Source organism: Pseudophaeobacter sp. A-200-2, assembly GCF_041008815.1.
In the GTDB taxonomy this organism is placed as follows: domain Bacteria; phylum Pseudomonadota; class Alphaproteobacteria; order Rhodobacterales; family Rhodobacteraceae; genus Phycobacter; species Phycobacter gallaeciensis_A.
Map to the genome: position 1 here is coordinate 1 of NZ_JAXGFU010000012.1, position 23798 is coordinate 23798.

A 23798-nucleotide genomic window follows, 5' to 3' on the forward strand; every position below is an offset into this window, starting at 1 on the left:
GTTCTTTGATCATTCCGATGATCTGTGCTTCTGTAAAACGGCTCTTTCGCATCTGTTTGCTCCATCAAGAGGTTGAGCAAACTCTACATTAAAGTGCGGGAGATTTCGGGGGGCAGGTCAATTGCAGCGTCGCTCTGGTCAGCTGAGTGGAGCCGAAGGTCCGCTCTTCGGAAAACTCTCGCGCCTGCAGTAGAGCTTGCGCTGCGCCCCGCTGGAAGGTCGTCTTTGGGCTGTCTGGCGTCACCTGGGGACGGGAACGAGGCGCGCCTTCGCTGCACCCCTGGTGCCGCAGCGCCGCAAGGCGGCTCTGAGCCCACTTTGACCGATGCTGCAGAAAGAACTTATGTCTGCTAACGCCTGGCCAACAGCGCTGTCCAATACTCGGGGATTATTGCAATGGTTGCAGCCAAAGATGCCTCGTCAGATATGATCTGCGCGCGGCGGGCGAACATAGACGCTTTGACCCCATCTACGAGATCAAAGAAGAGCTTGCAGCTTGCGCCTTGCCTGTCAGTCTCGGTGGGATCGGGACTGTAGAAACACGTGACCCGCCCAGGCCCAAGTGGTGTTGCAGCATAGCGTGCGGACAGTTCAGGCTCGTCGCGATCAGACGGACCGGGCGTTGCATCTGTTCGCAAAGAGAAATTCATCGGTGGCATGTCGCGGCACCAGATGCCGTCTGCTTGGTCGGGACGAATTTCAGCGCACCAATGGTCGATTTTCTCTTGTGTTAGACAGTAATCGCCGAGGCGGCACTCTGTCTCCACCGATGACACACTAATGATCCGAAAACTGATCGGATCATGGCGTTCATTTAGCAGCGCCTCATCCGGTTTGGTCAAAATGCTCACGGGATTGGTCAGGTTGGTGGAGCACCCAAGGTATCCAGGGCGGCAATTATGGAACACATGCAGGCGCGGGCTGGCTGGAAAAGCTACTTGATGTCCGGCCAATGTGCCTTTGAAATTTGCACGGATGATCGCCTTGGCGCGGGCATCGCGGTCTTCGGCGAGTTGGAGCTTGGCTATCTCATGCTGCGCAACGGGCATCAGCGTCAACGCCGCAACTATCCCGACGACTGCGGTGCCCATGGCCCAACCGACCCAGCTTGCACGCCCCTGCCCGATCCACAGCACAGCAGAAGCGCCAGCTACACCGAGCGCTGCACTGCTGACCACAAACGGAACTAGCATGACTGGCCCCAGTGCAAAGAAAGCAAAGTTCAGAGCTGAGCCGATGCCCTGTACAGGCGCGTTACCCGGCCCAAGCAGCAGCGCCAGAGGCACGCCACCCAGTACCATCCCCCAAATCAGTTCTCTTCGTGGCTTGCCGACAAAGCGTAGGGAAAGGGTGAAGCCGATGAGAAAACCCAAAAAAATGTATAAAAGCATGGTGTCCCTGAGGCTGTCGCGCTGAACCCATACCGCGGGTCAACTGACAAATAAACGCGTTTTAACAAACCTGGTGGAGAACACGAAAGCGGTCATTGAAGCTATCGCAGCGAAAGAGCGCTTTGTCCCGCATTCCCGCCGTTCGAAGGTGGTCGGCGGCTGCGCCTGCGGCGAAGGTCAGCTCTTCCTTGTGCGCCTGCGGCATGGATCGCTCGCCATGTCGCCAGATACAGTGACTTTGCAAAGGTCGCTACCTGCGCGAAGCGGACAATCTGGCTGACGCCTATCAAGTGCCCTGAAACCATCCAGACGGAAGGTTCCAGGTCCGAAGGTTGATGTACCCCCAAACACAAAAAAGACGCCCGAGCTTTAGCCCAGGCGTCTCTATCACTCGGTATCAGCGCCCCCCACAAAGCGCATCAAGAGGGACGTTTCCCCCTTGACAGCCCTTGCGCAGGTTTATGCTTTCCTTTGCGCATTCATATGCTTGCTCTGACTTTTGGTTACCCCACGCTCAGCCGCATTTGGAATGGCCACAGCTGCGGCAGGTCATGCAGCCTTCGACCATCTGCATTTCAAACTGGCCGCAGCTTGGGCAGGCCTTGCCGCGCGGGGTATTCAGAGTGACGACTTCCGCCTTGGGATCCGACTTCAGCCCCATGCCCTCCCCTTCGAGGAACCCGGTTGCTACCATGTGGGTTTCGATCACGCCGCCGATGGCCGCCAGGATCGAGGGGATATATTTGCCCTGCACCCAGGCCCCCCCACGTGGGTCAAAGACGGCTTTCAGTTCCTCCACCACGAAGGATACGTTGCCACCACGGCGGAACACGGCCGAGATCATCCGCGTCAGCGCCAGCGTCCAGGCGTAATGCTCCATGTTCTTGGAGTTGATGAAGACCTCGAACGGGCGACGGTGGCCTCCAATGATGATGTCGTTGATGGTCAGGTAGATCGCGTGCTCGCTGTCGGGCCATTTAAGCTTGTAGGTATGGCCTTCCAGGCTTTGCGGACGGTCCAGCGGCTCGGACATATAGAGCACTTCTGCGCCGTTCTCCGTGTCGCTTTCGTGCGGTGCATCCGCAGTTTCACCCGGCGCAGTATCGGCGCTTTCGCTGACCGACAGGACCGATCCGGTGACATCATTGGGGCGGTAGGTGGTGCAGCCCTTGCAACCCTGGTCCCAGGCCTGCATGTAGACATCCTTGAAGTCATCGAACGAGATATCTTCCGGGCAATTGATGGTCTTGGAAATGGAACTGTCGATCCACTTCTGCGCCGCTGCCTGCATCTTGACGTGATCCGCAGGCGCCAGGGTCTGGGCGTTGACGAAATAGTCGGGCAGTTCCGCATCGGCGCCGAACTTGTCGCGGTACATCTTGACCGCATAGTCCACCACTTCCTCTTCGGTGCGCGAGCCGTCCTTTTGCAGCACCTTGCGGGTATAGGCATAGGCAAAGACCGGCTCGATCCCCGAAGAGACATTACCCGCGTAAAGGCTGATGGTGCCGGTGGGCGCGATCGAGGTCAGCAGCGCGTTGCGGATGCCATGTTCGCGGATCGCGTCGCGCACGTCCTCGTCCATGTTCATCATGTTGCCCGACGCCAGATATTTTTCTGCATCGAACAGCGGGAAGGCGCCTTTTTCCTTGGCCAGATCCACCGAGGCCAGATAGGCGGCGCGGGCGATCTGGTGCAGCCATTCGTCGGTCTGACGCGCCGCCTCGTCCGAGCCATAGCGCAGGCCCAGCATCAGCAGCGCATCAGCCAGCCCGGTGACACCAAGGCCGATCCGGCGCTTGTTCTGGGCTTCGGCAGCCTGCGCGTCCAGCGGGAATTTGGAGACGTCGACGACGTTGTCCATCATCCGCACCGCGGTGGCGACCAGCTCCTGCATCGCATCAAGATTCAGCTCGGCGTTGTCTTCAAACGGGTTCGACACCAGCCGCGCCATGTTGACGGAGCCCAGAAGGCAGGCGCCATAGGGCGGCAGGGGCTGCTCGCCGCAGGGGTTCGTGGCGCAGATTTCCTCGACGTAGGAGAGGTTGTTGGCCTTGTTGATCCGGTCGATGAAGATCACGCCCGGTTCGGCATAGTCATAGGTCGCCTGCATGATCTTGTTCCACAGATCACGTGCCTCGACCGTGTGATAGACCTTGTCGCCAAAGACCAGATCCCAGGAGCCGTCTGCCTTGACCGCATCCATGAAGTCATCGGTGACCAGAACGGACATGTTGAACATACGCAGCCGCGCCGGGTCGGATTTGGCGGTGATGAACTGTTCGATATCCGGGTGATCGCAGCGCATGGTCGCCATCATGGCGCCGCGGCGCGAGCCTGCGGACATGATGGTGCGGCACATGGCGTCCCAGACATCCATGAAGGACAAGGGACCTGATGCATCCGCTGCCACGCCTTTCACATCCGCGCCGCGCGGGCGGATGGTCGAGAAGTCATAGCCGATGCCGCCGCCCTGCTGCATGGTCAGGGCCGCTTCTTTCAGCATGTCGAAGATACCCGCCATGCTGTCGGGCACTGTGCCCATCACAAAACAGTTGAACAGGGTCACCTGACGCGCGGTCCCCGCCCCTGCGGTGATGCGGCCTGCGGGCAGGTATTTGAAATCTTCCAGCGCCTCGAAGAACTTTTCCTCCCAGACATCGGGCTTGTCCTCGGCCCGTGCCAGATCGCGCGCAATCCGGCGCCAGCTGTCTTCGACAGTGACGTCAATCGGGGTCCCATCCGCCTGTTTGAAGCGGTATTTCATGTCCCAGATCTGCTCGGCAATGGGGGCGGCAAAGCGGCTCATACAGCGAATCCCTCGTGGCTGGTCGTTACGGCGTGGCGCTCTCGATACTACACGGTTTAGAGAAGCCTCAACGCAAATTTACGATTTCGACATAGATTTTTACCCTTGACCCTACCACATATTGACGCCTAACCCCAAACGAAACACTAGATGCTGTTGCTTGCGGGGAGAAACCTGTGGGCAGCCTGTGGATAACTGTGGGAGAATTTTCGACTGCCCCGCCCGGACTTGCGCCATGGCGGCAGCGCAGGTGCCTCCCACGCAAAAGCGATTTGCAGTCGCTTGCTGCGCGCGGCAAAAGGTCTAGGATAAAGAACCCGGACACAGTGACTGGGCACTTGGGGGACGACCTTGGAAAAACACATCAATCTGGTCAAACTCTCGGTCGGGACCGAAAGCGTTGAAACCCTTCAGACCTGGCAGGAGCAGTACCGCCAGATGCTGCCCGAAGGCCTGCCCCGCCACGTGACCCGCATGTGGCCGAAACGCGAGGCAGAGTTGCTGAATGGCGGCTCGATCTTCTGGGTGATCAAGGGGCTGATCCAATGCCGCCAGCGCATTCTGCGGCTGGACGAGGTCACCGGCGAGGACGGAATTCGCCGCTGCGCTATCGTGCTGGACCGCGACCTGCATCGCACCAACACCGCGCCCAAACGTCCCTTTCAGGGCTGGCGCTATCTGAAGCCCGAGGACAGCCCCGCAGACCTGCCCGAGGGGCGCGAAGAGGAACAGCCCCTGCCCGCCGAATTGTCGCAAGCGCTGGCGGAGATCGGCGTCCTGTAACGCGCCCTGCCGCGGAACCCGGCCCCCGCAAATGCGGGAGCCGCAGGCCGACGTGAGAGTTTATCCAATCATGTCCAGCAGGGTATTCAGCGCGGCCTTTTCATCGGCGCTGTATTTTGCCTCGCGGCTGCGCCACAGAGTGGCCTGGGACTTCAGCACCAAACCATCGCTCAGCAGCTTCAGGTGGTTGGCCCTCAGGGTTTCTCCGGTCGAGGTGATATCGGCGACCATTTCAGCGGTCTCGTTCTTCACCGTGCCTTCGGTGGCACCCTGGCTGTCGACCAGCTGGTAATCGGCTACACCGGCCTCGGTCAGGAATTCACGCACCAGCCGGTGGTATTTCGTGGCAATCCGCAGCCGGTGCCCATGGGCCTGGCGAAACGCCGCCGCAACCGCGTCCAGATCATCAAGCGTATCCACGTCGATCCAGAACTGCGGCACCGCCAGCACCAGATCGGCAAACCCGAACCCCAGCGGCTCCAGCTCTTCGACCTGCTGTTCCCAGCGGGGCAGTTTTTCCTGCACCAGATCGGTGCCCGTCACCCCAAGGTGAATCCGCCCCGCCGCCAGTTCGCGCGGGATTTCCCCGGCGGACAGCAGCACCAGCTCCATCCCCGGCACGCCTTCGATTGCCCCGGCATATTCACGCTCTGACCCGGTGCGCGACAGGGTCACGCCCCGTTTCGCAAACCAGTCAAAGGTCTTTTCCATCAGCCGCCCCTTGGACGGCACGCCAAGCTTCAGGCTCATGACTGCACCTCCTCGAGCATCAGCATCAGATCAGGGCGCAGCACCCCGCCCACAGCCGGGATTTCGTCGCCCTGCCCCAATTGCCGGGTCAGCGCATCATAGCGCCCGCCACTGGCAACCGGCGGCAATCCGGGTTTGGTTTCGGCATAAAAACCAAAGACGAAGCCGTCGTAATATTCCATCGAGGTGCGCCCGTAGGAGGCTTCGAAATCGAGACTGTCGACATCGATGCCACGCGCCTTCATCGCGGCGCTGCGCGCCTCCAGCCGATCCAGCGCGGGCAGGATTTGCGGCAGATCCACCGCGATATCGCGCATCTGCTCGATGGCATAGGGGATGGTTTCGCGCACGGCCATCAGCGCTTCCAACGCCAACAGCTCATGCTCGGAAATCGGCGGCATGGCGGCATCGGCGCGCAGCAGTTCAACCCGTGCGTCAACCTCGGCGGCGCGGCGCTTGCCAATCGCGGGGGCGGATCCGCTCAAGGAACCTTCGGTGGACAAGAGCTTCTTACGGCTTTCCGGCACGGTGCCCCGCCCGGCATAGCGTTCCAGCAGACTGCGGAACCGGCGCGGCCGCCAGATATGCCTCATCAGCGCGGATTTACGCTTGTCGGTGGTGTTGAGCCCCTCGACGGCGGCCATCAGGATACCGATATCGCCAGTTGCGGCGCGCAAAGGCAGGCCGCGCAACTGCAGCGCGATCAGGGCAAAAACCTCAGCATCCGCCCCGGCGGGATCGGCGCGGTCAAAGACCTCATAGCCGACCTGCACATATTCATTGGCGCGGTCCGGGTCATGTTCCTGACGGCGAAACACCTCGCCCGAGTAGGTATAGCGGGCCGGATCGGCGCCTTGGCGCATATGCATCTGCACGACGGGCACGGTGAAATCGGGGCGCAGCATCTGTTCGCCGCGCAGCGCATCCGAGGTGATATAGGCGCGGGCGCGGATGTCCTCGCCGTAAAGATCCAGCAGCGTTTCAGCAGGCTGCAACAGCGGCGGCTCGACTGCCTGGGCACCCGCCGCCTCGAAATTCATCCGCAACCGTGCGGCGCGGGCCAATATGTCTGAACGTGTGGGCATCGGACTATCCCTGACTTTCGAGGATCTCGCGCACCTTCGCGACAAGATCCGTGCGCGGCACTTCGAACTGGCTGGGCCTTTCTTTCCATTCTTCCAGCGTGGCGTTTTCGGCAATCTTTGCCCCAAGGATCAGATCCTTGATCTGCACCACACCGTTTTCCTTTTCGTCGCCGCCTTCGATCACGGCGACGGGGGAATGGCGTTTGTCCGCATATTTCAGCTGATTGCCGAAATTCTTGGGATTGCCCAGATAGACCTCGGCCCGGATGCCAGCGTTGCGCAGTTCGGTTACCATCGCCTGATAATCGGCCATGCGGTCGCGATCCATCACGGTGACCACCACGGGCCCGGTCGGCTGGGTGGCAAGACGTCCCTTTTCGCGCAGCGCCGCCAGCAGACGGTCGACACCGATGGAGACCCCAACGGCCGGCACTTCCTGCCCGGTGAAGCGTTTCACCAGCCCGTCATAACGACCGCCGCCCGCAACCGAGCCGAACTGCCGCTTGCGCCCTTTTTCATCAAGGATTTCAAAGGTCAGCTCGGCCTCGAACACGGGACCGGTGTAGTAGCCAAGACCGCGCACCACCGAGGGGTCGATCTCGATCCGGTCGGGGCCATAGCCACCCGCCGCCAGCAACGCGCCAATCTGTTCCAGCTCGGCAATGCCTTCGGCGCCGATCTTGCTGTCGCCCACGGCAGCGCGCAGGTTTTCCAGCGTTCCAGCAGTGTCGGCAGCCTTGGAGGTCAGGAAGGCCAGGACCGGTGCGGCCTGTTCTTCGCTAAGGCCAACGCCATCGATATAGGCGCCCGAGGCATCAAGCCGTCCCTTGGTCAGCAGCTGGCGCACGCCCTCTTCGCCGACCTTGTCAAACTTGTCGATGGTGCGCAGCACGTCATCGCGGGAGGCAGCGCCTTCCTCAAGTCCCATGGCCTCAAGCACACCGTTCAGAACCTTGCGGTTGTTGACTCGCACCAGATAGTCGCCACGCGGAATGCCGACGGTTTCCAGCGTGTCAGACAGCATGGCGCAGATTTCAGCGTCCGCCGCCATCGAAGCGGTACCAACGGTATCGGCATCGCATTGGTAGAACTGGCGATAGCGGCCCGGTCCCGGTTTTTCGTTGCGCCAGACCGGCCCCATCGCGTAGCGGCGATAGGGGGTGGGCAGATCGTTGCGGTGCTGGGCATAAACCCGCGCCAGCGGCGCCGTCAGATCATAGCGCAGCGCCATCCAGTCGCCCTGACCGCTCTCGTCGGTTTCCTGCCAGGCAAAGACACCCTCGTTCGGGCGGTCCACATCCGGCAGGAACTTGCCCAGCGCCTCCACCGTTTCCACGGCCGAGGATTCCAGCGCATCAAACCCGTATCGATGGTAAACCCCGGCGATCGCATGCAGCATCTCGGTGCGCTGGGTGACCTCGGCGCCGAAATAATCGCGGAAACCCTTGGGCGTGATGGCCTTGGGGCGGGGTTGTTTCTTGACTTTGGCCATTGTGGCCTCCTCACGGGTGTCGTTGGTCTGATACGTGCCGCGGGGTCTAGCCGATGCATGTAACAACGGCAAGGTAACGATACGCGCTGAGGTGACGTCGCGGCCTTTGCGCCGCAGGTGCGTGCCCGGCCCCGCCCCGTCAGATATTGGCAAAGTCCCCGCTACGACCCTTCCCTGCGGCAAAGCGCGCCGCGCCGTCGCGCCCTTCGGCCACGAAGCTTGCGCGCGATTGCCATTCGCGTTTCAGTGCCGCCGCCAGTTCCGCTGGCGCCATGCGGGCGGAGAGATGATCGGCCAACATGCAGGCCTGCGGATAGCGCACCAGATCGGCCGCCAGCGCCTGAGCCTCCTCCAACGCAGCCCCTGGGGCGCAGACCCGACTTGCCAGCCCCATCGACAGGGCTTCCGATGCCTGCACCGGGCGTCCGGTCAGGATCAGATCATTTGCGCGCCCCTGCCCCAGAATGCGCGGCAGGCGCACCGTGCCGCCATCGATCAGCGGCACCCCCCAGCGGCGGCAGAATACACCTGCGGTCGCGTCGTCAGCCATCACGCGCAGATCGCACCAGGCGGCAAGTTCCAGCCCCCCGGCGACGGCAGGGCCTTCGATGGCGGCGATCACCGGTTTGCGCAGCATCAGCCGCGAGGGTCCCATCGGTCCGGGCAGTGGATCGACCATGGGATCAGACCACCCTTCAGGAATATCCAGCCCGGCGATCCAGGCATCCGCAGCGCCCGATCCGGCGGACTTCAGATCAAACCCGGCGCAGAAATAACCGCCCTGCCCGGTCAGCACAGCAACCCGAGCGCCCGGATCTGCGTCAAACCCCAGAAACGCCTCGAACAGCGCGCGGGCCGTATCCGGATCCACCGCGTTGCGCACCTCGGGGCGGCAGATGGAGATGGTAGTGACCCCATCCTGTGTTTCACTGCTGATTGTCATGGCGCATCCCCCCTGTCGATCCTGTGCCTGTCGGCCGTCTCCCGTCGGCCCACCGCGGTAGCAGGTTGGCGTTTCCCCCATGGACCGGCAAGCCCGGCGCGCGTATGACGTTGCGCAGCCAAGGAGACACATCATGCAGCACCTGGAAGAACAGATCGCGCATCTTACCCGCACCGTTGACGAGCTGAGCGATGTGATTGCCCGTCAGCAAACCGAACTGGATCGCCTAACCCACCGGGTTCAGATGCTGTTCGAACGCGAGGCAACCCGATCACAGGAAGGTACCGGCGGGGTGATTTTCGGAGATGAGCGGCCGCCGCATTACTGAGCGGGTCTATGATTGCAGGCAAGGCTGGAAAGCCCCTTCCCCGGCCACGGTCACCCGTTTCCGCCCCGCCGCTGCGGCGTTTCAGGTACGCGGCGCTAACCTGCCTTGGAGAACCGGCCCTGCTCCGGATCAGAGTTGGAGCGCATGCGCCGCAGCGATGACCACTTTGTTTCCAGCATCCAAGCCACGTCTTCCCCCGACATGGGGCGGGCGAAATGATACCCTTGCCCCATTTCGCATTTCACCGACTGCAAGAAGTCGAAATCCGCATCGGTTTCCACTCCTTCCGCCGTCACCTTCAGATCCAACCCATGCGCCAGGGCCAGGATCCCCGATACGATTCGCTGGTTTTCGGGCCGATCCTTGATGTCGGAAATGAAGCTGCCATCGATCTTGATACTGTCGAACGGTAATTGCCGCAGGTTTGACAGCGACGAGAAACCCGCCCCGAAATCATCCAGCGCCACTGTGACGCCCAGTGCATGCAGCTGTCTTAGGGTGGATTGCGCCATGGCAAAATCCGACATGATTGCGGTTTCCGTCAGCTCGATTTCCAACCGGCGGGGATCAAAGCCCGTTTCCTCGAACACCTCTTTCATCCGCTCGACCAGATGACCGTCGCGGAACTGGGTCGGCGACACATTCACCGCCAGCCGCACCCGCGGATCCCAGCTGCGCGCCACAAGGCAGGCCTGGCGCAGGACGCTCCAGCCCAGCGGGGCAATCAGCCCGACATCCTCGGCGATTTCAATGAACAGATCAGGCGGCACCACGCCGCGGGTGGCGTGGGTCCAGCGCGCAAGCACCTCAAAGCCGCGCAACCTGTCGGTGGCAATGTCAAAGACCGGCTGAAAAAAGGGTGCGATTTCGTCATTCGCTACGGCCTCTTTCAGATCCAGCTCCAATGCGCGCCGCTCCCGCGCCTCATGTTCCAACTCTGCGTCGAACCAGGCAAATTGCCCACGGCCGCCTTTCTTGGCCGAATAGAGCGCCTGATCCGCGTATTGCAGGGCGTCTGACGCCTTATGCCGGGGTGTCAGCAAGGCCAGTCCGACACTGGTGCCGACGGACAGCCGGATACCATCCACCAGAATCGGCTGTGAAATCGCAGTCAGCAAACGCCGGGCGACGCTTTCAGCGCGCGTCGCGGTGGTCTCCGGAGCCAGCGCAATTGCAAATTCATCTCCGCCCAGACGCGCGACAAGATCATCCGCAGTGAGTTCTGCCCGCAGCCGCGCTGCACACTCCATCAGGACCAGATCGCCATAGGCATGTCCGTGGATGTCATTGACCGCCTTGAACCGATCAAGATCCAGCATCAGCACAACCCCGCCCGATGCCCCGTCTGCGCTGTCGAGCGTAGCCAGGTGATCGACGAACGCACGCCGGTTCGGCAGGCCCGTCAGGGGATCATGCCACGCGAACTGCTGCGCCTCTTTCTCGGCCCGGTCCCGTTCCCCTGCAACGCGGGCCAACTGGCGGGACCTTACGATCAGCGCAACAAACGACCCGAAGGCCAGATTGAGCACCAGAATGGCGATCTCGTCCAGCTCCCAGTCCTCATGCGCGCGACTATACTCGTAGAAGGTATCAAATGCATCGATTTCAACGCTGATCACAAAGGTTACCATCGTCCCTGCACAGATCAGCAGGTAGACCCAGTAGTCTTTCAATCTGGCGAAAAACGATGACACGAAGCAGCCCTAGTGCAAAAGGTTTCCCTTTGACTATGCCAGTTATCCTAAAAACACGTTCAGCAAGAAGAAGACGTTTATCTAAAGCTTTAACGGTTCCCTCCCCACATCCCGGCGCGGTGGTTTCCCGCCGGGTCTAGGGTTAGATTTCCTCGACGTCCAAAACACCTTCCAGCGACTTCAGCGCGCCCTTGATCTGCGGGTTGATCGGAAAGATCTGCCCCAGATCCATTTCCACATCGCCCGGAAGACCGGGATCCTGCAGATACATCAGCACCTCGCCCCGGCTGGCGTTGCGGGCGGCGGATTTTGCATCCTCCAGCACGCGGGCCACGGTGCCGATGGCGCTGGCATCACTGACATAGACCCTGAGCGAGCTTTTCCCGGCATCGGCAATAGCCGCATCGACTGGCCCGACCGAGCGCACCAACAGTTTCAGCTGATCGCTTTCCATGGTCGCCTCGGCGGTGATCACCACCTTGGCACCGGTCTCAAGGAACTCGCGCGACTTTTCCAGAACTTCGGAGAACAGGGTCACCTCGTAGGCGCCGCTGGTATCGCTGAGCTGGGCAAAGGCAAAGCGGTTGCCGCGCGCCGATTTGCGCTCCTGCCGCCCGGCGACAACCCCGGCCATCTTGGCCATGAAGGGACCGCGCTCGGCCTTGGCGGTGACCTCATCCAGGGTCATCACGTCCTTGCGTTTCAAGGCGGGCATATAGTCGTCCAGCGGGTGACCAGACAGGTAGAAACCGATCGCCTTGAACTCCTCGCCCAGACGTTCGGCAGGCAGCCAGTCCGGGGTACCAGCAAGGCGCGGTTCCGGCAGATCGTCGCCCGCCTCGCCGAATAGCGAGACCTGATTGGAATTCTTCTGTTCGTGGATCGCGGCAGAATAATTGACCAGCCCCTCGAGGCTTTCGAACAGGCGGCGGCGGTTGCTGTCGAGCTGATCAAAGGCTCCGGCCCGTACCAGCATTTCCAGCGGGCGCTTCCCGACCTTCTTCAGATTCACCCGGCGGGCAAAGTCGAAAATACTGACAAAGGGCCGTTCCGTGCCATCCTCGCGCCGCGCCGCTGTCACCAGCCGCATGACATCGACGCCGACGTTCTTGAGCGCGCCCAACGCATAGACCAGTTCGCCGTTCACCACGTTGAACGTCGCCTCTGACCGGTTCACGCAAGGCGGCACGTAGGGCAGGCTCAGCCCCTTTCGAACCTCTTCGAAATAGATCGCCAGCTTGTCCGTCAGGTGAATATCGCAGTTCATCACCCCGGCCATGAACTCCACCGGGTGGTTCGCCTTCAGCCAAGCCGTCTGGTAGGACACCACCGCATAGGCCGCCGCGTGGGATTTGTTGAAACCGTAGTTGGCGAATTTCTCCAGAAGGTCGAAAACCTCCGAGGCTTTCTTCTTGTCGACGCCATTTTCCGCGGCGCCCTTTTCGAATTTCGGGCGTTCGGCGTCCATCGCCTCCTTGATCTTCTTACCCATCGCGCGGCGCAAGAGGTCGGCGCCGCCAAGCGAATAGCCCGCCATGACCTGGGCGATCTGCATCACCTGCTCCTGATAGACGATGATGCCTTGGGTTTCCTCAAGGATATGGTCGATCAGCGGATGTACCGAGGTGATCTTGCGCTGGCCGTTCTTCACCTCGCAATAGGTTGGAATATTCTCCATCGGACCGGGACGATAGAGCGCCACCAGCGCAACGATATCCTCGATGCAGTTCGGCTTCATGCGCTTCAGCGCATCCATCATGCCGGTGGATTCCACCTGGAACACGGCAACCGTCTTGGCCGAGGAATAAAGCTTGTAAGAGGCCTCGTCATCCAGCGGGATGGCGTTGATCTCGTTCACCGCGCCTTCGGGCGGCTCATAAAGCTGGGTGCCATCGGCTGCGATGTGCAGATCGCGCCCGGACTGGTTGATAAGATCCACCGCGTTTTGAATTACGGTCAGCGTCTTCAAGCCCAGAAAGTCGAACTTCACCAGACCGGCCTGTTCCACCCATTTCATGTTGAACTGGGTCGCGGGCATGTCCGACCGCGGATCCTGATAAAGCGGCACCAGCGCATCCAGTGGCCGGTCGCCAATCACCACCCCCGCCGCGTGAGTCGAGGCATTCCTGAGCAGACCTTCGACCTGTTGACCGTATGTCAGAAGCCGGTCCACCACAGGCTCATTGCGGGCTTCTTCCTTCAAGCGAGGTTCGTCCTGCAAGGCCTTTTCGATGGAGACAGGTTTCACCCCTTCCACCGGGATCATCTTGGACAGGCGGTCCACCTGGCCATAGGGCATCTGCAAGACGCGTCCGATATCGCGCACCGCCGCCTTGGATAGCAATGCACCGAAGGTGATGATCTGGCCTACTTTGTCGCGGCCATATTTTTGCTGCACGTAGCGGATCGTCTCTTCACGCCGGTCCATACAAAAGTCGATGTCGAAGTCGGGCATCGACACCCGTTCCGGGTTGAGGAAGCGTTCGAACAGCAGGCTATAGCGCAGCGGGTCAAGGTCGGTGATGGTCAGCGCATAGGCCACCAACGAGCCCGCACCCGAGCCCCGCCCTGGCCCAACGGGGATATTGTTGTCCTTGGACCATTTGATGAAGTCGGCAACGATCAGGAAGTAGCCGGGGAAGCCCATGCCCTCGATGATGTCCAACTCGAAGTCGAGCCGTTTCTGGTATTCCTCTACGCTGACTGCGTGCGGGATCACGGCAAGGCGGTTCTGCAAGCCTTCGTTGGCCTGCCGCCTGAGTTCCTGCACCTCATCGTCGGCGAATTTCGGCAGGATCGGGTCGCGCCGATAGGCCATGAAGGCGCAGCGTTTAGCGATTTCCACCGTGTTCTCGACCGCTTCCGGCAGATCGGCGAAGAGCGTCACCATCTCCTGCTGGCTTTTGAAATAATGCTGCGCGGTCAGGCGGCGGCGCGGCTCGGACTGGTCCACATAGGCGCCTTCCGCGATGCAGATCATGGCATCATGCGCCTCATACATCTCGGTCTTGGGGAAATAGACGTCATTGGTGGCGACCAGCGGCAGTTCCATCGCATAGGCCATTTCCACATGGCCGCGTTCGGTCAGCTTTTCCGCATCGGGCTGCCCGTCCTCGCCCGGATGGCGCTGCAATTCTACATACAGCCGATCCGGGTAGATCGCCTTCAACCGCTGCATCAGCGCTTCGGCCGCCGGGCGCTGTCCCTGCTGCAAAAGCTGTCCCACCGGCCCGTCCGGCCCGCCGGACAGACAGATCAGACCCGCCGAATTGACCTCCAGATCCTCCAGCGTGACCTGCGGCAGCTGCCCACCCTTGTCCACGTAAAGACAGGAGGACAGCTTCATCAGATGCTCGTACCCCTCCTCGTTCTGGGCCAGCAAAACGATGGGGGCCGGCGCCTTGGGGCGCTCTCCCGGTTCGGTCTTCTCGAAAGTCAGATCCACCTGACAGCCGATGATGGGCTGGATCCCGGCGCCGGACAGGGTGACCGAGAACTCCAGCGCGGAAAACATCGCATTGGTATCCGTCACCGCAATGGCAGGCATATCGTTTGCCTTGCACAGATCCGGCAGCTTCTTCAGCCGCAGCGCCCCCTCCAGCAAAGAGTATTCGGTGTGGGTGCGCAGGTGAATGAATCGGGGAGCGTTGGTCATGGCTGCAAGCTATCCGATCCCACGTGCAGGAGAAAAGCGCATTCGTGCCGCGCCCGGCAGTTTGCGCGCTGCCGCCTGTCACCGCAGATTCTGTCTTTTCGCCTGAATAATGGGCTGTATTCTTCGCCTCTTTTTGAAAGTGTTTTCAACAGGCGCGGCAAGCCAGCGCACTCAAATCCCCGCTACCGCACTAATAACAAATGGAAATCATTCGACCGGACGATTTCACGGCCAAAAGCTTTTGCCGCCCGTAGTGTCGCTTTTTCTTGCCAGAATCCGCTTGGGCTTTCTAGGCTATGCTTAACAAGCATGCATATATCCCGCTGGCTCTTCTACGTCGCATCGAAGGGTTGGCAGTACGGGAAAACAGGGTAAGGCGACGGGTTTCACAAGATGACAATCACCTTTCATCTGAACGGTGAGGAGGTAACGCTGAGCGATGCGAATTCGTCGGCGACGCTGCTCGATTGGCTGCGCGAAGAGCGCGGCCTGACCGGCACCAAGGAAGGCTGCAACGAGGGCGACTGCGGCGCCTGCACGGTGATGGTGACCGATGAACAGGGCGCAAAGCCGCTGAATGCCTGCATTCTGTTCCTGCCACAGCTGAACGGCAAATCGGTGCGCACCGTCGAAGGCGCTGCCGGGCCGGACGGCAGCCTGCACCCGGTCCAAGACGCAATGATCAACCATCATGGCAGCCAGTGCGGGTTCTGCACCCCCGGCTTCGTCATGTCGATGGTCACCGCACACAAGAACGGCGCCCACGATTTCGACGACCAATTGGCCGGGAACCTGTGCCGTTGCACCGGCTATGCGCCCATCGTCCGCGCGGCCAAGGCGGCAGCCGACCAGCCTGTGCCCGACTGGATCGCGTCCGAGGCCCCACCTGCGGCCACACCCCTTGATAACATGCCGACCTCATCCGACGATCTCGCCGCGCTCTACGCCGCTTACCCCGAGGCAACGCTGGTGGCCGGGGCGACGGATGTCGGTCTCTGGGTGACCAAGGGCCTGCGCGATCTGGAACATATGATTTTCCTAGACCGCTGCACCGACCTGAAACAGATCGAGATCAGCGACGAGACAGTCCGCGTCGGCGCCATGGTCGACATGAACCGGATGCGGGCTGCCATCGCCCCGCTGCATCCCTCCTATGCCGAGATGATCCGCCGCTATGCCTCGCAGCAGGTGCGCGCAGCCGCCACGGTCGGCGGCAATATCGCCAATGGCTCCCCCATCGGGGACAACCCGCCCGCGCTCATCGCGCTAGGGGCGACACTGCATCTGCGCAAGGGCGATACCCGTCGCGATCTGCCGCTTGAAGACTTCTTCCTTGAATACGGCAAACAGGACCGTCAGCCGGGCGAATTCGTCGAGGCGGTTTCTTTCCCGCGTCAGCCCGATACCCTGCGCGTTTATAAGCTCTCCAAACGCTTTGACCAGGACATCTCGGCCGTGCTCGGCGCTTTCAATGTCACGGTCGAAGATGGCATCGTGCGCGCGGCGCGCATCGCCTTTGGCGGCATGGCAGGCATTCCCAAGCGCGCGTCCAATGTTGAGGCCGCTCTTATTGGGCAAACCTGGACACCGGCAACCATTGCCCTTGCCCAAGCGGAATTCGACAAGGACTTCACCCCGATGCGGGACATGCGCGCCTCGGATGAATACCGTCTCGACTGCGCCCGCAACATGCTGCAACGCTGTTTCGCGGATCTCGCGGGCGAAACCGTCAGCGTGCTGGAGGTGGGCCAATGAGCGTTGCAAAACCCCTGCCCCACGACGCCGCCCGCCTGCATGTGACCGGCGCCGCCCGCTATGTGGACGACACCCCGACGCCGCGCGGCACCCTACATCTGGCGTTCGGCTTGTCGCCCATCGCCAAGGGGTGCATCACCAAGATGGATCTGGAGCCCGCCCGCCAAAGCTCCGGCGTGGTCGCGGTGCTGAGCGCCGGTGATCTGCCCTTTGACAATGATGTCTCCCCGTCGAACCATGATGAGCCACTGCTGACATCCGGCGCGGTCAACTATGTCGGCCAGCCGGTGTTTCTGGTGGTGGCAACCAGCCACCGGGCCGCGCGCATCGCCGCCCGCAAGGCCGTCATCGACTACGCCGAGGAAACACCCCTGCTGACGCTGGAGGCCGCATTGGCCGCCGACAGCCGGTTCGAGGAAGGCCCGCGCATCTATCAAAAGGGCGATGCCGCCGCAGCCATCTCCGCCGCCCCTCGTATGGTCGAAGGCAGCTTTGATCTTGGCGGGCAAGAGCATTTCTACCTCGAAGGACAGGCTGCGCTGGCCCAGCCACAAGAGGATGGCGGCATGCTGGTCAATTCATCGACCCAGCACCCGACCGAGATCCAGCACAAGGTGGCCGAGGCCATCGGCTTGCCGATGCATGCGGTGCGGGTGGAGACCCGGCGCATGGGTGGCGGATTTGGCGGCAAGGAAAGCCAGGGCAACGCGCTGGCCGTCGCCTGCGCCGTGGCCGCGCGCCACACCGGGCGCCCGTGCAAGATGCGTTATGACCGCGATGACGACATGGTCATCACCGGCAAACGTCACGCCTTCCGCATTTCCTACCGGGCGGGGTTTGACACGGACGGCCGCCTATTGGGGGTGGAGTTCACCCATCTGGTGGATTGCGGCTGGGCGCAGGATCTGTCGCTGCCAGTGGCTGACCGCGCCATGCTGCACGCTGACAACGCCTATGCGATCCCCGCGATCCGCATCGAAAGTCATCGTCTCAAGACCAACCGGCAAAGCGCCACCGCCTATCGCGGCTTTGGCGGCCCTCAGGGCATGGTCGGGATCGAACGGGTGATGGATCATATCGCCCATGATCTGAAGCTGGACCCGGTCGAATTGCGGCAACGCAACTACTACGCCACCCCCGGCACCGCCACGGGCGACAACACCACCCCCTATGGCATGGAGGTCGGCGATTTCGAATTGCACGAGATGACCGCGCAATTGCTGGAGAGCGCGGATTATGCCGCCCGCAAGGCAGAAATCGCCGACTGGAACCAGAGGCAGACACACCTCAAACGGGGGCTTGCCTTCTCTCCGGTCAAATTCGGTATTTCCTTCACCCTGACCCACCTCAACCAGGCTGGGGCGCTGGTGCATGTCTATCAGGATGGCTCCGTCCACCTGAACCACGGCGGCACCGAGATGGGACAAGGATTGTTCCAGAAGGTCGCGCAGGTGGCCGCCAGCCGGTTTGGCATCCCACTGGAGAAGGTGAAGATCACCGCCACCGACACCGCCAAGGTGCCTAATACCTCCGCCACGGCGGCCTCTTCCGGGTCTGACCTCAACGGGATGGCGGTCAAGGCCGCCTGCGACACCATCCGTGCCCGCATGGCCGAACATCTGGCCAACCTGCATCAGGCAGCGCCTGCGGATGTGGTCTTTGCAGATGGCGTGGTTCGGATCGGCGACGCTCTGGAGCTCAGCTTCGATGCGGCGGCGAAACTATGCTACGAGGGGCGGATCAGCCTGTCGTCGACCGGCTTCTACAAGACTCCAAAACTGGAGTGGGACCGGATCAAGGGCCAGGGGCGCCCCTTCTTCTACTTTGCCTATGGCGCCGCCCTGACCGAGGTTGTGGTGGACCGGCTGACCGGCGAAAACCGCATCCTGCGCGCCGATATCCTGCATGACGCAGGCGCCTCGCTGAACCCGGCGCTGGACATCGGCCAGGTCGAAGGCGGCTATGTGCAGGGCGCCGGATGGCTCACCACCGAGGAGTTGGTCTGGGACGACAAGGGCGCTCTGCGCACCCATGCGCCTTCGACCTACAAGATCCCCGCCTGCTCTGACCGCCCGGATATCTTCAACGTGGCGCTTTTTGACGGGCAGAACCGCGAAGAAACCATCTACCGGTCCAAGGCGGTGGGCGAGCCGCCCTTCATGCTGGGGATTTCGGCTTGGCTGGCGCTGTCGGATGCGGTGTCCGCCTTTGGTGCGGCCTATCCTGCCCTTGATGCACCGGCCACCGCCGAAGAGATCTGGCGCGCGGCGCGGAGGACCAGTGATGGGACTTGATCTGGACGGGCTCAAGGCCGCAGTAACAGCACACGGTCGTGTCACCCGCGTAGTGATCGCCGCCATCCGCGGCTCCTCCCCGCGCGAAGTGGGCGCCGCCATGCTGATCTGGCGCACAGAGGATGGTTTTGCCCAATCCGGTACCATCGGCGGAGGCGCGCTTGAATATGAAGCAGCGCAAACGGCCGCCGTGCAGGACAGGGCATCGGTTCTCAGCACCCACGCGCTTGGCCCCGATCTGGGCCAGTGCTGCGGCGGATCGGTAACGCTGCTGAGCGAAGTCTATGAGGCGAATGACCTAGAACGCCTCGACACCGAGGTGATCGCGCGCCCTGCAGGACAGGACAGCCCGATGCCGCTCACGGTGCGGCGTCTGCTGACCCGGCAGCGCAATCAGGGCCAGCGCCCGGCCCCGCAGCTGATCGACGGCTGGATGATCGAAGCCAGGCACCGGCCAGAGCACCCGTTGTGGATCTGGGGCGCGGGCCATATCGGGCGCGCGCTGGTCGATGTTCTGGCGCCCCTGCCCGATCACGACATCACCTGGGTCGACACCGCCCGAAACCGTTTTCCCGAGCATATTTCGGACACCATAACCCCAGTATGGGCTGAAAATCCGTCGCTTTTGGTGGCTCACGCGCCGTCAACTGCCCGACATCTGGTTCTGACCTATTCCCATGAGCTAGATCTGGCGCTATGCCACGCACTGCTGAAACATGACTTTGCCTTTGCCGGGCTGATCGGCTCCGCGACCAAATGGGCGCGCTTCCGTTCCCGGCTTGCAGCCCTAGGCCACGCCCCCGCGCGGATTGACCGGATCACCTGCCCGATTGGGGATCCGGCCCTGGGCAAACACCCGCAGGCAATCGCGGTCGGTGTGACGGCGCAGCTGCTGGCGCTGGATGCAAGAGGCAGCGCAGAACAGGAACTAAGAAAGGACCGGCACGCGTGACTGTACCCCTTCTGAGCCTCCAGGGCCTGACCAAGGCCTACCCGGGCGTCGTTGCCAACGATCAGGTGTCCTTCGACATCGGCGAAGGCGAGGTCCACGCCCTTCTGGGCGAAAACGGCGCCGGCAAATCCACCCTCGTGAAAATGATCTACGGGCTGGTGAAGCCGGACAGCGGCCAGATGCTGCTGCGCGGAGCGCCCTTTGCCCCGGCCGAGCCGCGCGCCGCCCGCGCCGATGGCATCGCCATGGTATTCCAGCATTTTTCCCTGTTCGATGCGCTGAACGTGGCGGAAAACATCGCCCTTGGCATGGAAAACCCGCCGCCGCTACGCGATCTGGCCAGCCGCATCCGCGAGGTCTCTGAAACCTATGGTCTGCCGCTCGATCCATTCCGCACAGTGGGCGATCTCTCTGCCGGGGAACGCCAGCGGGTCGAGATCATCCGCTGCCTGCTGCAGGACCCGAAATTGCTGATCATGGACGAGCCAACCTCGGTGCTGACCCCGCAGGAGGTCGAGATCCTGTTCGAGACCCTGCAGAAACTGCGCAGCGAAGGCACCTCGATCCTTTATATCAGTCACAAGCTGGAAGAGATCCGTACCCTGTGCGATCACGCCACCATCCTGCGGCTGGGCAAGAATGTCGGCGAATGCACCCCATCCGAAACCTCGGCCCGCGACATGGCCGAGATGATGGTGGGTACCGCTCTCAAGACCCCGGAACGCGCTGGCCGGGATCTGGGCGACGTGGCGATGGACATCAGCGGCTTGTCGGTTCCCGCACCTTCGGCCTTTGGCACCGCGCTGAAAAATGTCCACCTGAGCGTGCGCAAGGGAGAGATCCTGGGCATCGGCGGCGTGGCCGGCAACGGCCAGGATGAGCTGCTGGCAGTTCTGTCGGGTGAGACCCTGTCGGTTCCGGATGCGGTGAAACTTCACGGGAAGCCAATCGGCAAGCTGGGTCCGGTTGCGCGGCGCCGCCTTGGGCTGCTGTCGGCCCCCGAAGAACGCCTTGGCCATGCGGCAGCGCCGGACATGAGCCTCACGGAAAATGCCATGCTGACCGCCGCCGTACGCGAAGGCCTGGTCAGCCGCGGGTTCCTCAATTGGCCCGCCGCCAAGGCGTTTGCCAAACGCGTGATTTCCGAATTCGACGTGCGCACGCCGGGACCGGAAAACGCGGCGCGCTCCCTGTCCGGGGGCAACCTGCAGAAATTCGTCATCGGCCGCGAGGTGCTGCAACGCCCCGAGGTGCTGGTGGTGAACCAGCCCACATGGGGCGTCGATGCCTCTGCCGCCGCCGCGATCCGGCAATCGCTACTGGATCTGGCCGCAGGTGGCACCGCCGTCATCTGCATCAGTCAGGATCTGGACGAGTTGATGGAGATTTCCGACAGTTTCGCCGCTCTCAACGAAGGCCGCCTGAGCGCCCCGCGCCCGGCTGCGGGGCTGACGGTGGATGAAATCGGCCTGATGATGGGCGGCGCCCACGGCATGGAGGTGGCGCATGTCTGATCTCTGCCAGTATTTGACTATTAATGAAGGAGCCGACGCATGATCCGGCTTGAGAAACGGCCACAGCCGTCGCGCGCCTGGTCGATGGCCACGCCGCTGGTGGCGGTGCTGGCAACGATGATCGCGGGCGGGCTGTTGTTCGCAATCCTGGGCAAGGACCCGGTCGAGGCGATCCGCACCATCTTCTGGGAACCGCTGTTTGGCGAGTTCGCCTTCTACTACCGCCCGCAGTTGCTGATTAAAGGCGCGCCGCTGGTCTTGATCGCCATCGGCCTGTCCTTGGGCTTTCGCGCCGGGATCTGGAACATCGGTGCCGAGGGACAGTATATCATGGGCGCGCTGTTCGGCGCCGGAATGGGGCTGGCCTTTTATCCCCATGAAGCCTGGTACATCTTCCCGCTCATGGTCCTCGCAGGGGCCTTTGGCGGCTGGATCTGGGCGATGATTCCGGCCTTTCTGAAGGTTCGCTTCGGCACCAATGAAATTCTCGTCTCCTTGATGCTGGTCTATGTGGCCGAACAGTTCCTCGCCTCCATGTCGCTGGGATTGCTGAAAAACCCCGAAGGCTTTGGCTTTCCCGGCAGCCGCAACCTGCAACAATATGAAAGCGCCCATAACGCCGATCTGATCGCAGGCTCCGGCATGCACTGGGGTGTGGTTGCCGCGCTGATCGCGGTGATCTTTGCCTATGTCCTGCTGAACCGGCACATGCTGGGCTATCAGATCCGCCTGACCGGCGAAGCGCCGCGCGCCGCGCGTTTTGCCGGCGTGAACCCGGCGCGGCTGGTGCTGTTCTGCCTTGGCACCTCCGGCATGCTGGCCGGCCTTGCGGGCCTGTTCGAGGTCTCCGGCCCGTCGGGCCAGGTCTCGATCGATTTCAACGTGGGCTATGGGTTCACTGCCATTATCGTGGCCTTTCTTGGTCGCCTGCATCCCGTCGGGATCCTGCTGGCAGGAGGGCTGATGGCGCTGACGTATATTGGCGGCGATATCGCGCAATCGAACATGGGCCTGCCCTCGGCAGCGATCCAGGTCTTCCAGGGGATGCTTTTGTTCTTCCTTCTGGCATTCGACCTGCTCACCAATTTCCGTATCGCAATCGGCAAGCCGGAGGTGGCGTGATGGGAGACACTGCAACAAATCTCGTTTTCGGCATCCTGGGTGCGTTGGTCGTGTACGCCGTACTGCATCTAGCTGGATTGCAATTGTGGATTATTGCACTGGCAATGTTCTGGTTCATTACTATTCCGGTCATCGTAGCAGTAGCCTTTGTTGGGCAGACAACATCGCAACCTGTACTGAAGCGTGTACTGTCCAGCACAGCCGTCGCAACTGGCACATTGTTCGCAGCAAGCGGCTTCCTTCTCCTAGCTTTGGCCATGAGGGACATCTAATGGATCTTTCTGCAATCAATCCGGTCCTGCTGATCGCCTCCCTCATGGTGGCAGCCACACCCTTGCTGCTGGCCGCCGTGGGCGAGCTGGTGGTGGAAAAGGCAGGCGTTCTGAACCTTGGCGTCGAAGGCATGATGATCACCGGCGCCATCGCCGGCTTTGCCACCGCCGTCGAAAGCGGCTCACCGCTCTTCGGCTTTGTCATCGCCGCAGTGGCGGGGGCGACGCTGTCCACCCTCTTCGCCATCCTCACCCAGTTTGCCAAGGCCAACCAGGTCGCATCGGGCCTGTCACTCACGCTCTTCGGGCTCGGAATCTCGGCGCTGATGGGACAAAGCTATGTCGGCATCAAACCGCCGCAGATGCAGGACATCCATATCCCGGTACTGAGCGATCTGCCCGTCGTTGGACCGATCCTGTTTGGCCATGACATCATCCTCTATTTCGGCATTGTCCTGACAGCGGTGGTCTGGGTGGTACTGAAATACACCCGTGTGGGTCTGATCCTGCGCGCGGTCGGGGAAAACCACGATGCGGCCCACGCGCTTGGCTACAAGGTGCTGCGCATCCGGGTGCTGGCGATCCTGTTCGGCGGCGCCTGCGCAGGCATGGGCGGTGCCTATATCAGCCTGATCCGGGTCCCCCAGTGGACCGAAGGCATGACCGCCGGCATCGGCTGGATCGCCCTTGCGCTGGTGGTCTTTGCCAGCTGGAAACCCTGGCGGGTGCTGCTGGGCGCCTATCTTTTCGGCGGTGTTACCGTGGTGCAGCTTAATCTTCAGGCAGCAGGCGTTGCCATCCCGGTCGAGTATCTGGCAATGTCACCCTATCTGATCACCATTGTGGTGCTTGTCATTCTATCAGCGGATAAGAGCAGCGCACCCGCTGCCCTTGGCCGCAATTTCCATGCCTCCCGTTAGGATCTGACGGCAGGCCAAACACCCTGCCCGGGCATCCGG

17 protein-coding genes are annotated in these 23798 nt (G+C 61.8%); 9 read left to right on the top strand and 8 right to left on the bottom strand.

What is annotated here, in order from left to right:
* Positions 1-350: 350 nt before the first annotated feature.
* Both SM766_RS17535 and SM766_RS17540 read right to left on the bottom strand, forming a co-directional pair.
* Entirely contained in the window at positions 351-1391 is a 1041-nt protein-coding gene (locus tag SM766_RS17535; RefSeq protein WP_368948598.1) for a hypothetical protein, read from the bottom strand.
* Between the two features lie 514 nt (positions 1392-1905).
* Positions 1906-4200, bottom strand: coding sequence for an adenosylcobalamin-dependent ribonucleoside-diphosphate reductase (locus tag SM766_RS17540; RefSeq protein WP_368948599.1), 2295 nt, complete (start codon positions 4198-4200; stop codon positions 1906-1908).
* A 351-nt stretch (positions 4201-4551) separates the two neighbouring features.
* Here SM766_RS17540 and SM766_RS17545 point away from each other — a divergent pair, with 351 nt between their 5' ends.
* Complete coding sequence (locus SM766_RS17545; RefSeq protein WP_368948600.1) at positions 4552-4983, top strand: DUF1489 family protein; 432 nt, start codon at positions 4552-4554, stop codon at positions 4981-4983.
* Positions 4984-5043: 60 nt separating this feature from the next.
* Here the strand turns inward: SM766_RS17545 and hisG are convergent, their stop codons facing one another.
* The 4 genes from hisG to SM766_RS17565 all read right to left on the bottom strand — a co-directional run bounded on the left by hisG (position 5044) and on the right by SM766_RS17565 (position 9253).
* Positions 5044-5733, bottom strand: a complete 690-nt coding sequence (hisG, locus tag SM766_RS17550) for an ATP phosphoribosyltransferase (protein WP_274836264.1) — start codon at positions 5731-5733, stop codon at positions 5044-5046.
* Positions 5730-6818: an ATP phosphoribosyltransferase regulatory subunit gene (locus SM766_RS17555; RefSeq protein WP_347509252.1), complete on the bottom strand. Its 1089-nt coding sequence runs from the start codon at positions 6816-6818 to the stop codon at positions 5730-5732. Before SM766_RS17555 ends, hisG begins: the two co-directional genes overlap by 4 nt.
* 4 nt (positions 6819-6822) lie before the next feature.
* Positions 6823-8310, bottom strand: a complete 1488-nt coding sequence (hisS, locus tag SM766_RS17560) for a histidine--tRNA ligase (RefSeq protein WP_065271083.1) — start codon at positions 8308-8310, stop codon at positions 6823-6825.
* Positions 8311-8449: 139 nt separating this feature from the next.
* Positions 8450-9253 (bottom strand): crotonase/enoyl-CoA hydratase family protein, encoded by an 804-nt coding sequence (locus SM766_RS17565; RefSeq protein WP_368948601.1) that lies wholly within the window; start codon positions 9251-9253, stop codon positions 8450-8452.
* 133 nt (positions 9254-9386) lie between these two features.
* On the opposite strand from SM766_RS17565, the gene SM766_RS17570 reads away from it, so the two are divergent.
* On the top strand, positions 9387-9581 hold the full coding sequence (locus tag SM766_RS17570; RefSeq protein WP_065271085.1) for a SlyX family protein: 195 nt from the start codon (positions 9387-9389) through the stop codon (positions 9579-9581).
* Positions 9582-9676: 95 nt separating this feature from the next.
* Here SM766_RS17570 and SM766_RS17575 read toward each other — a convergent pair whose 3' ends face one another.
* Positions 9677-11275 (bottom strand): putative bifunctional diguanylate cyclase/phosphodiesterase, encoded by a 1599-nt coding sequence (locus tag SM766_RS17575; protein WP_368948602.1) that lies wholly within the window; start codon positions 11273-11275, stop codon positions 9677-9679.
* Positions 11276-11417: 142 nt separating this feature from the next.
* Positions 11418-14930 (bottom strand): DNA polymerase III subunit alpha, encoded by a 3513-nt coding sequence (dnaE, locus tag SM766_RS17580; RefSeq protein ID WP_274832291.1) that lies wholly within the window; start codon positions 14928-14930, stop codon positions 11418-11420.
* 393 nt (positions 14931-15323) lie between these two features.
* On the opposite strand from dnaE, the gene xdhA reads away from it, so the two are divergent.
* Genes xdhA through SM766_RS17615 form a run of 7 tightly spaced genes read left to right on the top strand, consistent with a single transcriptional unit; the run spans position 15324 to position 23759 of the window.
* Positions 15324-16685 (top strand): xanthine dehydrogenase small subunit, encoded by a 1362-nt coding sequence (xdhA, locus tag SM766_RS17585; protein ID WP_368948603.1) that lies wholly within the window; start codon positions 15324-15326, stop codon positions 16683-16685.
* Positions 16682-18979, top strand: a complete 2298-nt coding sequence (xdhB, locus tag SM766_RS17590) for a xanthine dehydrogenase molybdopterin binding subunit (RefSeq protein WP_368948604.1) — start codon at positions 16682-16684, stop codon at positions 18977-18979. The genes xdhA and xdhB overlap by 4 nt, the downstream gene beginning before the upstream one ends.
* Positions 18969-19931 (top strand): xanthine dehydrogenase accessory protein XdhC, encoded by a 963-nt coding sequence (xdhC, locus tag SM766_RS17595; RefSeq protein ID WP_368948605.1) that lies wholly within the window; start codon positions 18969-18971, stop codon positions 19929-19931. The genes xdhB and xdhC overlap by 11 nt, the downstream gene beginning before the upstream one ends.
* Complete coding sequence (locus SM766_RS17600; RefSeq protein WP_065271091.1) at positions 19928-21445, top strand: ABC transporter ATP-binding protein; 1518 nt, start codon at positions 19928-19930, stop codon at positions 21443-21445. Before xdhC ends, SM766_RS17600 begins: the two co-directional genes overlap by 4 nt.
* 39 nt (positions 21446-21484) lie before the next feature.
* Positions 21485-22567 (top strand): ABC transporter permease, encoded by a 1083-nt coding sequence (locus tag SM766_RS17605; protein WP_065271092.1) that lies wholly within the window; start codon positions 21485-21487, stop codon positions 22565-22567.
* Positions 22567-22839 (top strand): hypothetical protein, encoded by a 273-nt coding sequence (locus tag SM766_RS17610; RefSeq protein WP_368948606.1) that lies wholly within the window; start codon positions 22567-22569, stop codon positions 22837-22839. Before SM766_RS17605 ends, SM766_RS17610 begins: the two co-directional genes overlap by 1 nt.
* Complete coding sequence (locus tag SM766_RS17615) at positions 22839-23759, top strand: ABC transporter permease (RefSeq protein ID WP_274832287.1); 921 nt, start codon at positions 22839-22841, stop codon at positions 23757-23759. The genes SM766_RS17610 and SM766_RS17615 overlap by 1 nt, the downstream gene beginning before the upstream one ends.
* Positions 23760-23798: the final 39 nt, after the last annotated feature.

What these genes read in the sequence shown, in the direction of transcription:
- SM766_RS17535 (WP_368948598.1), bottom strand. Translation starts at nt 1,391, where the DNA reads ATGCTTTTATACATTTTTTTGGGTTTTCTCATCGGCTTCACCCTTTCC.
- hisS (WP_065271083.1), bottom strand. Translation starts at nt 8,310, where the DNA reads ATGGCCAAAGTCAAGAAACAACCCCGCCCCAAGGCCATCACGCCCAAG.
- xdhA (WP_368948603.1), top strand. Translation starts at nt 15,324, where the DNA reads ATGACAATCACCTTTCATCTGAACGGTGAGGAGGTAACGCTGAGCGAT.
- SM766_RS17570 (WP_065271085.1), top strand. Translation starts at nt 9,387, where the DNA reads ATGCAGCACCTGGAAGAACAGATCGCGCATCTTACCCGCACCGTTGAC.
- SM766_RS17615 (WP_274832287.1), top strand. Translation starts at nt 22,839, where the DNA reads ATGGATCTTTCTGCAATCAATCCGGTCCTGCTGATCGCCTCCCTCATG.
- SM766_RS17610 (WP_368948606.1), top strand. Translation starts at nt 22,567, where the DNA reads ATGGGAGACACTGCAACAAATCTCGTTTTCGGCATCCTGGGTGCGTTG.
- xdhC (WP_368948605.1), top strand. Translation starts at nt 18,969, where the DNA reads ATGGGACTTGATCTGGACGGGCTCAAGGCCGCAGTAACAGCACACGGT.
- SM766_RS17540 (WP_368948599.1), bottom strand. Translation starts at nt 4,200, where the DNA reads ATGAGCCGCTTTGCCGCCCCCATTGCCGAGCAGATCTGGGACATGAAA.
- SM766_RS17565 (WP_368948601.1), bottom strand. Translation starts at nt 9,253, where the DNA reads ATGACAATCAGCAGTGAAACACAGGATGGGGTCACTACCATCTCCATC.
- SM766_RS17555 (WP_347509252.1), bottom strand. Translation starts at nt 6,818, where the DNA reads ATGCCCACACGTTCAGACATATTGGCCCGCGCCGCACGGTTGCGGATG.
- dnaE (WP_274832291.1), bottom strand. Translation starts at nt 14,930, where the DNA reads ATGACCAACGCTCCCCGATTCATTCACCTGCGCACCCACACCGAATAC.
- hisG (WP_274836264.1), bottom strand. Translation starts at nt 5,733, where the DNA reads ATGAGCCTGAAGCTTGGCGTGCCGTCCAAGGGGCGGCTGATGGAAAAG.
- xdhB (WP_368948604.1), top strand. Translation starts at nt 16,682, where the DNA reads ATGAGCGTTGCAAAACCCCTGCCCCACGACGCCGCCCGCCTGCATGTG.
- SM766_RS17605 (WP_065271092.1), top strand. Translation starts at nt 21,485, where the DNA reads ATGATCCGGCTTGAGAAACGGCCACAGCCGTCGCGCGCCTGGTCGATG.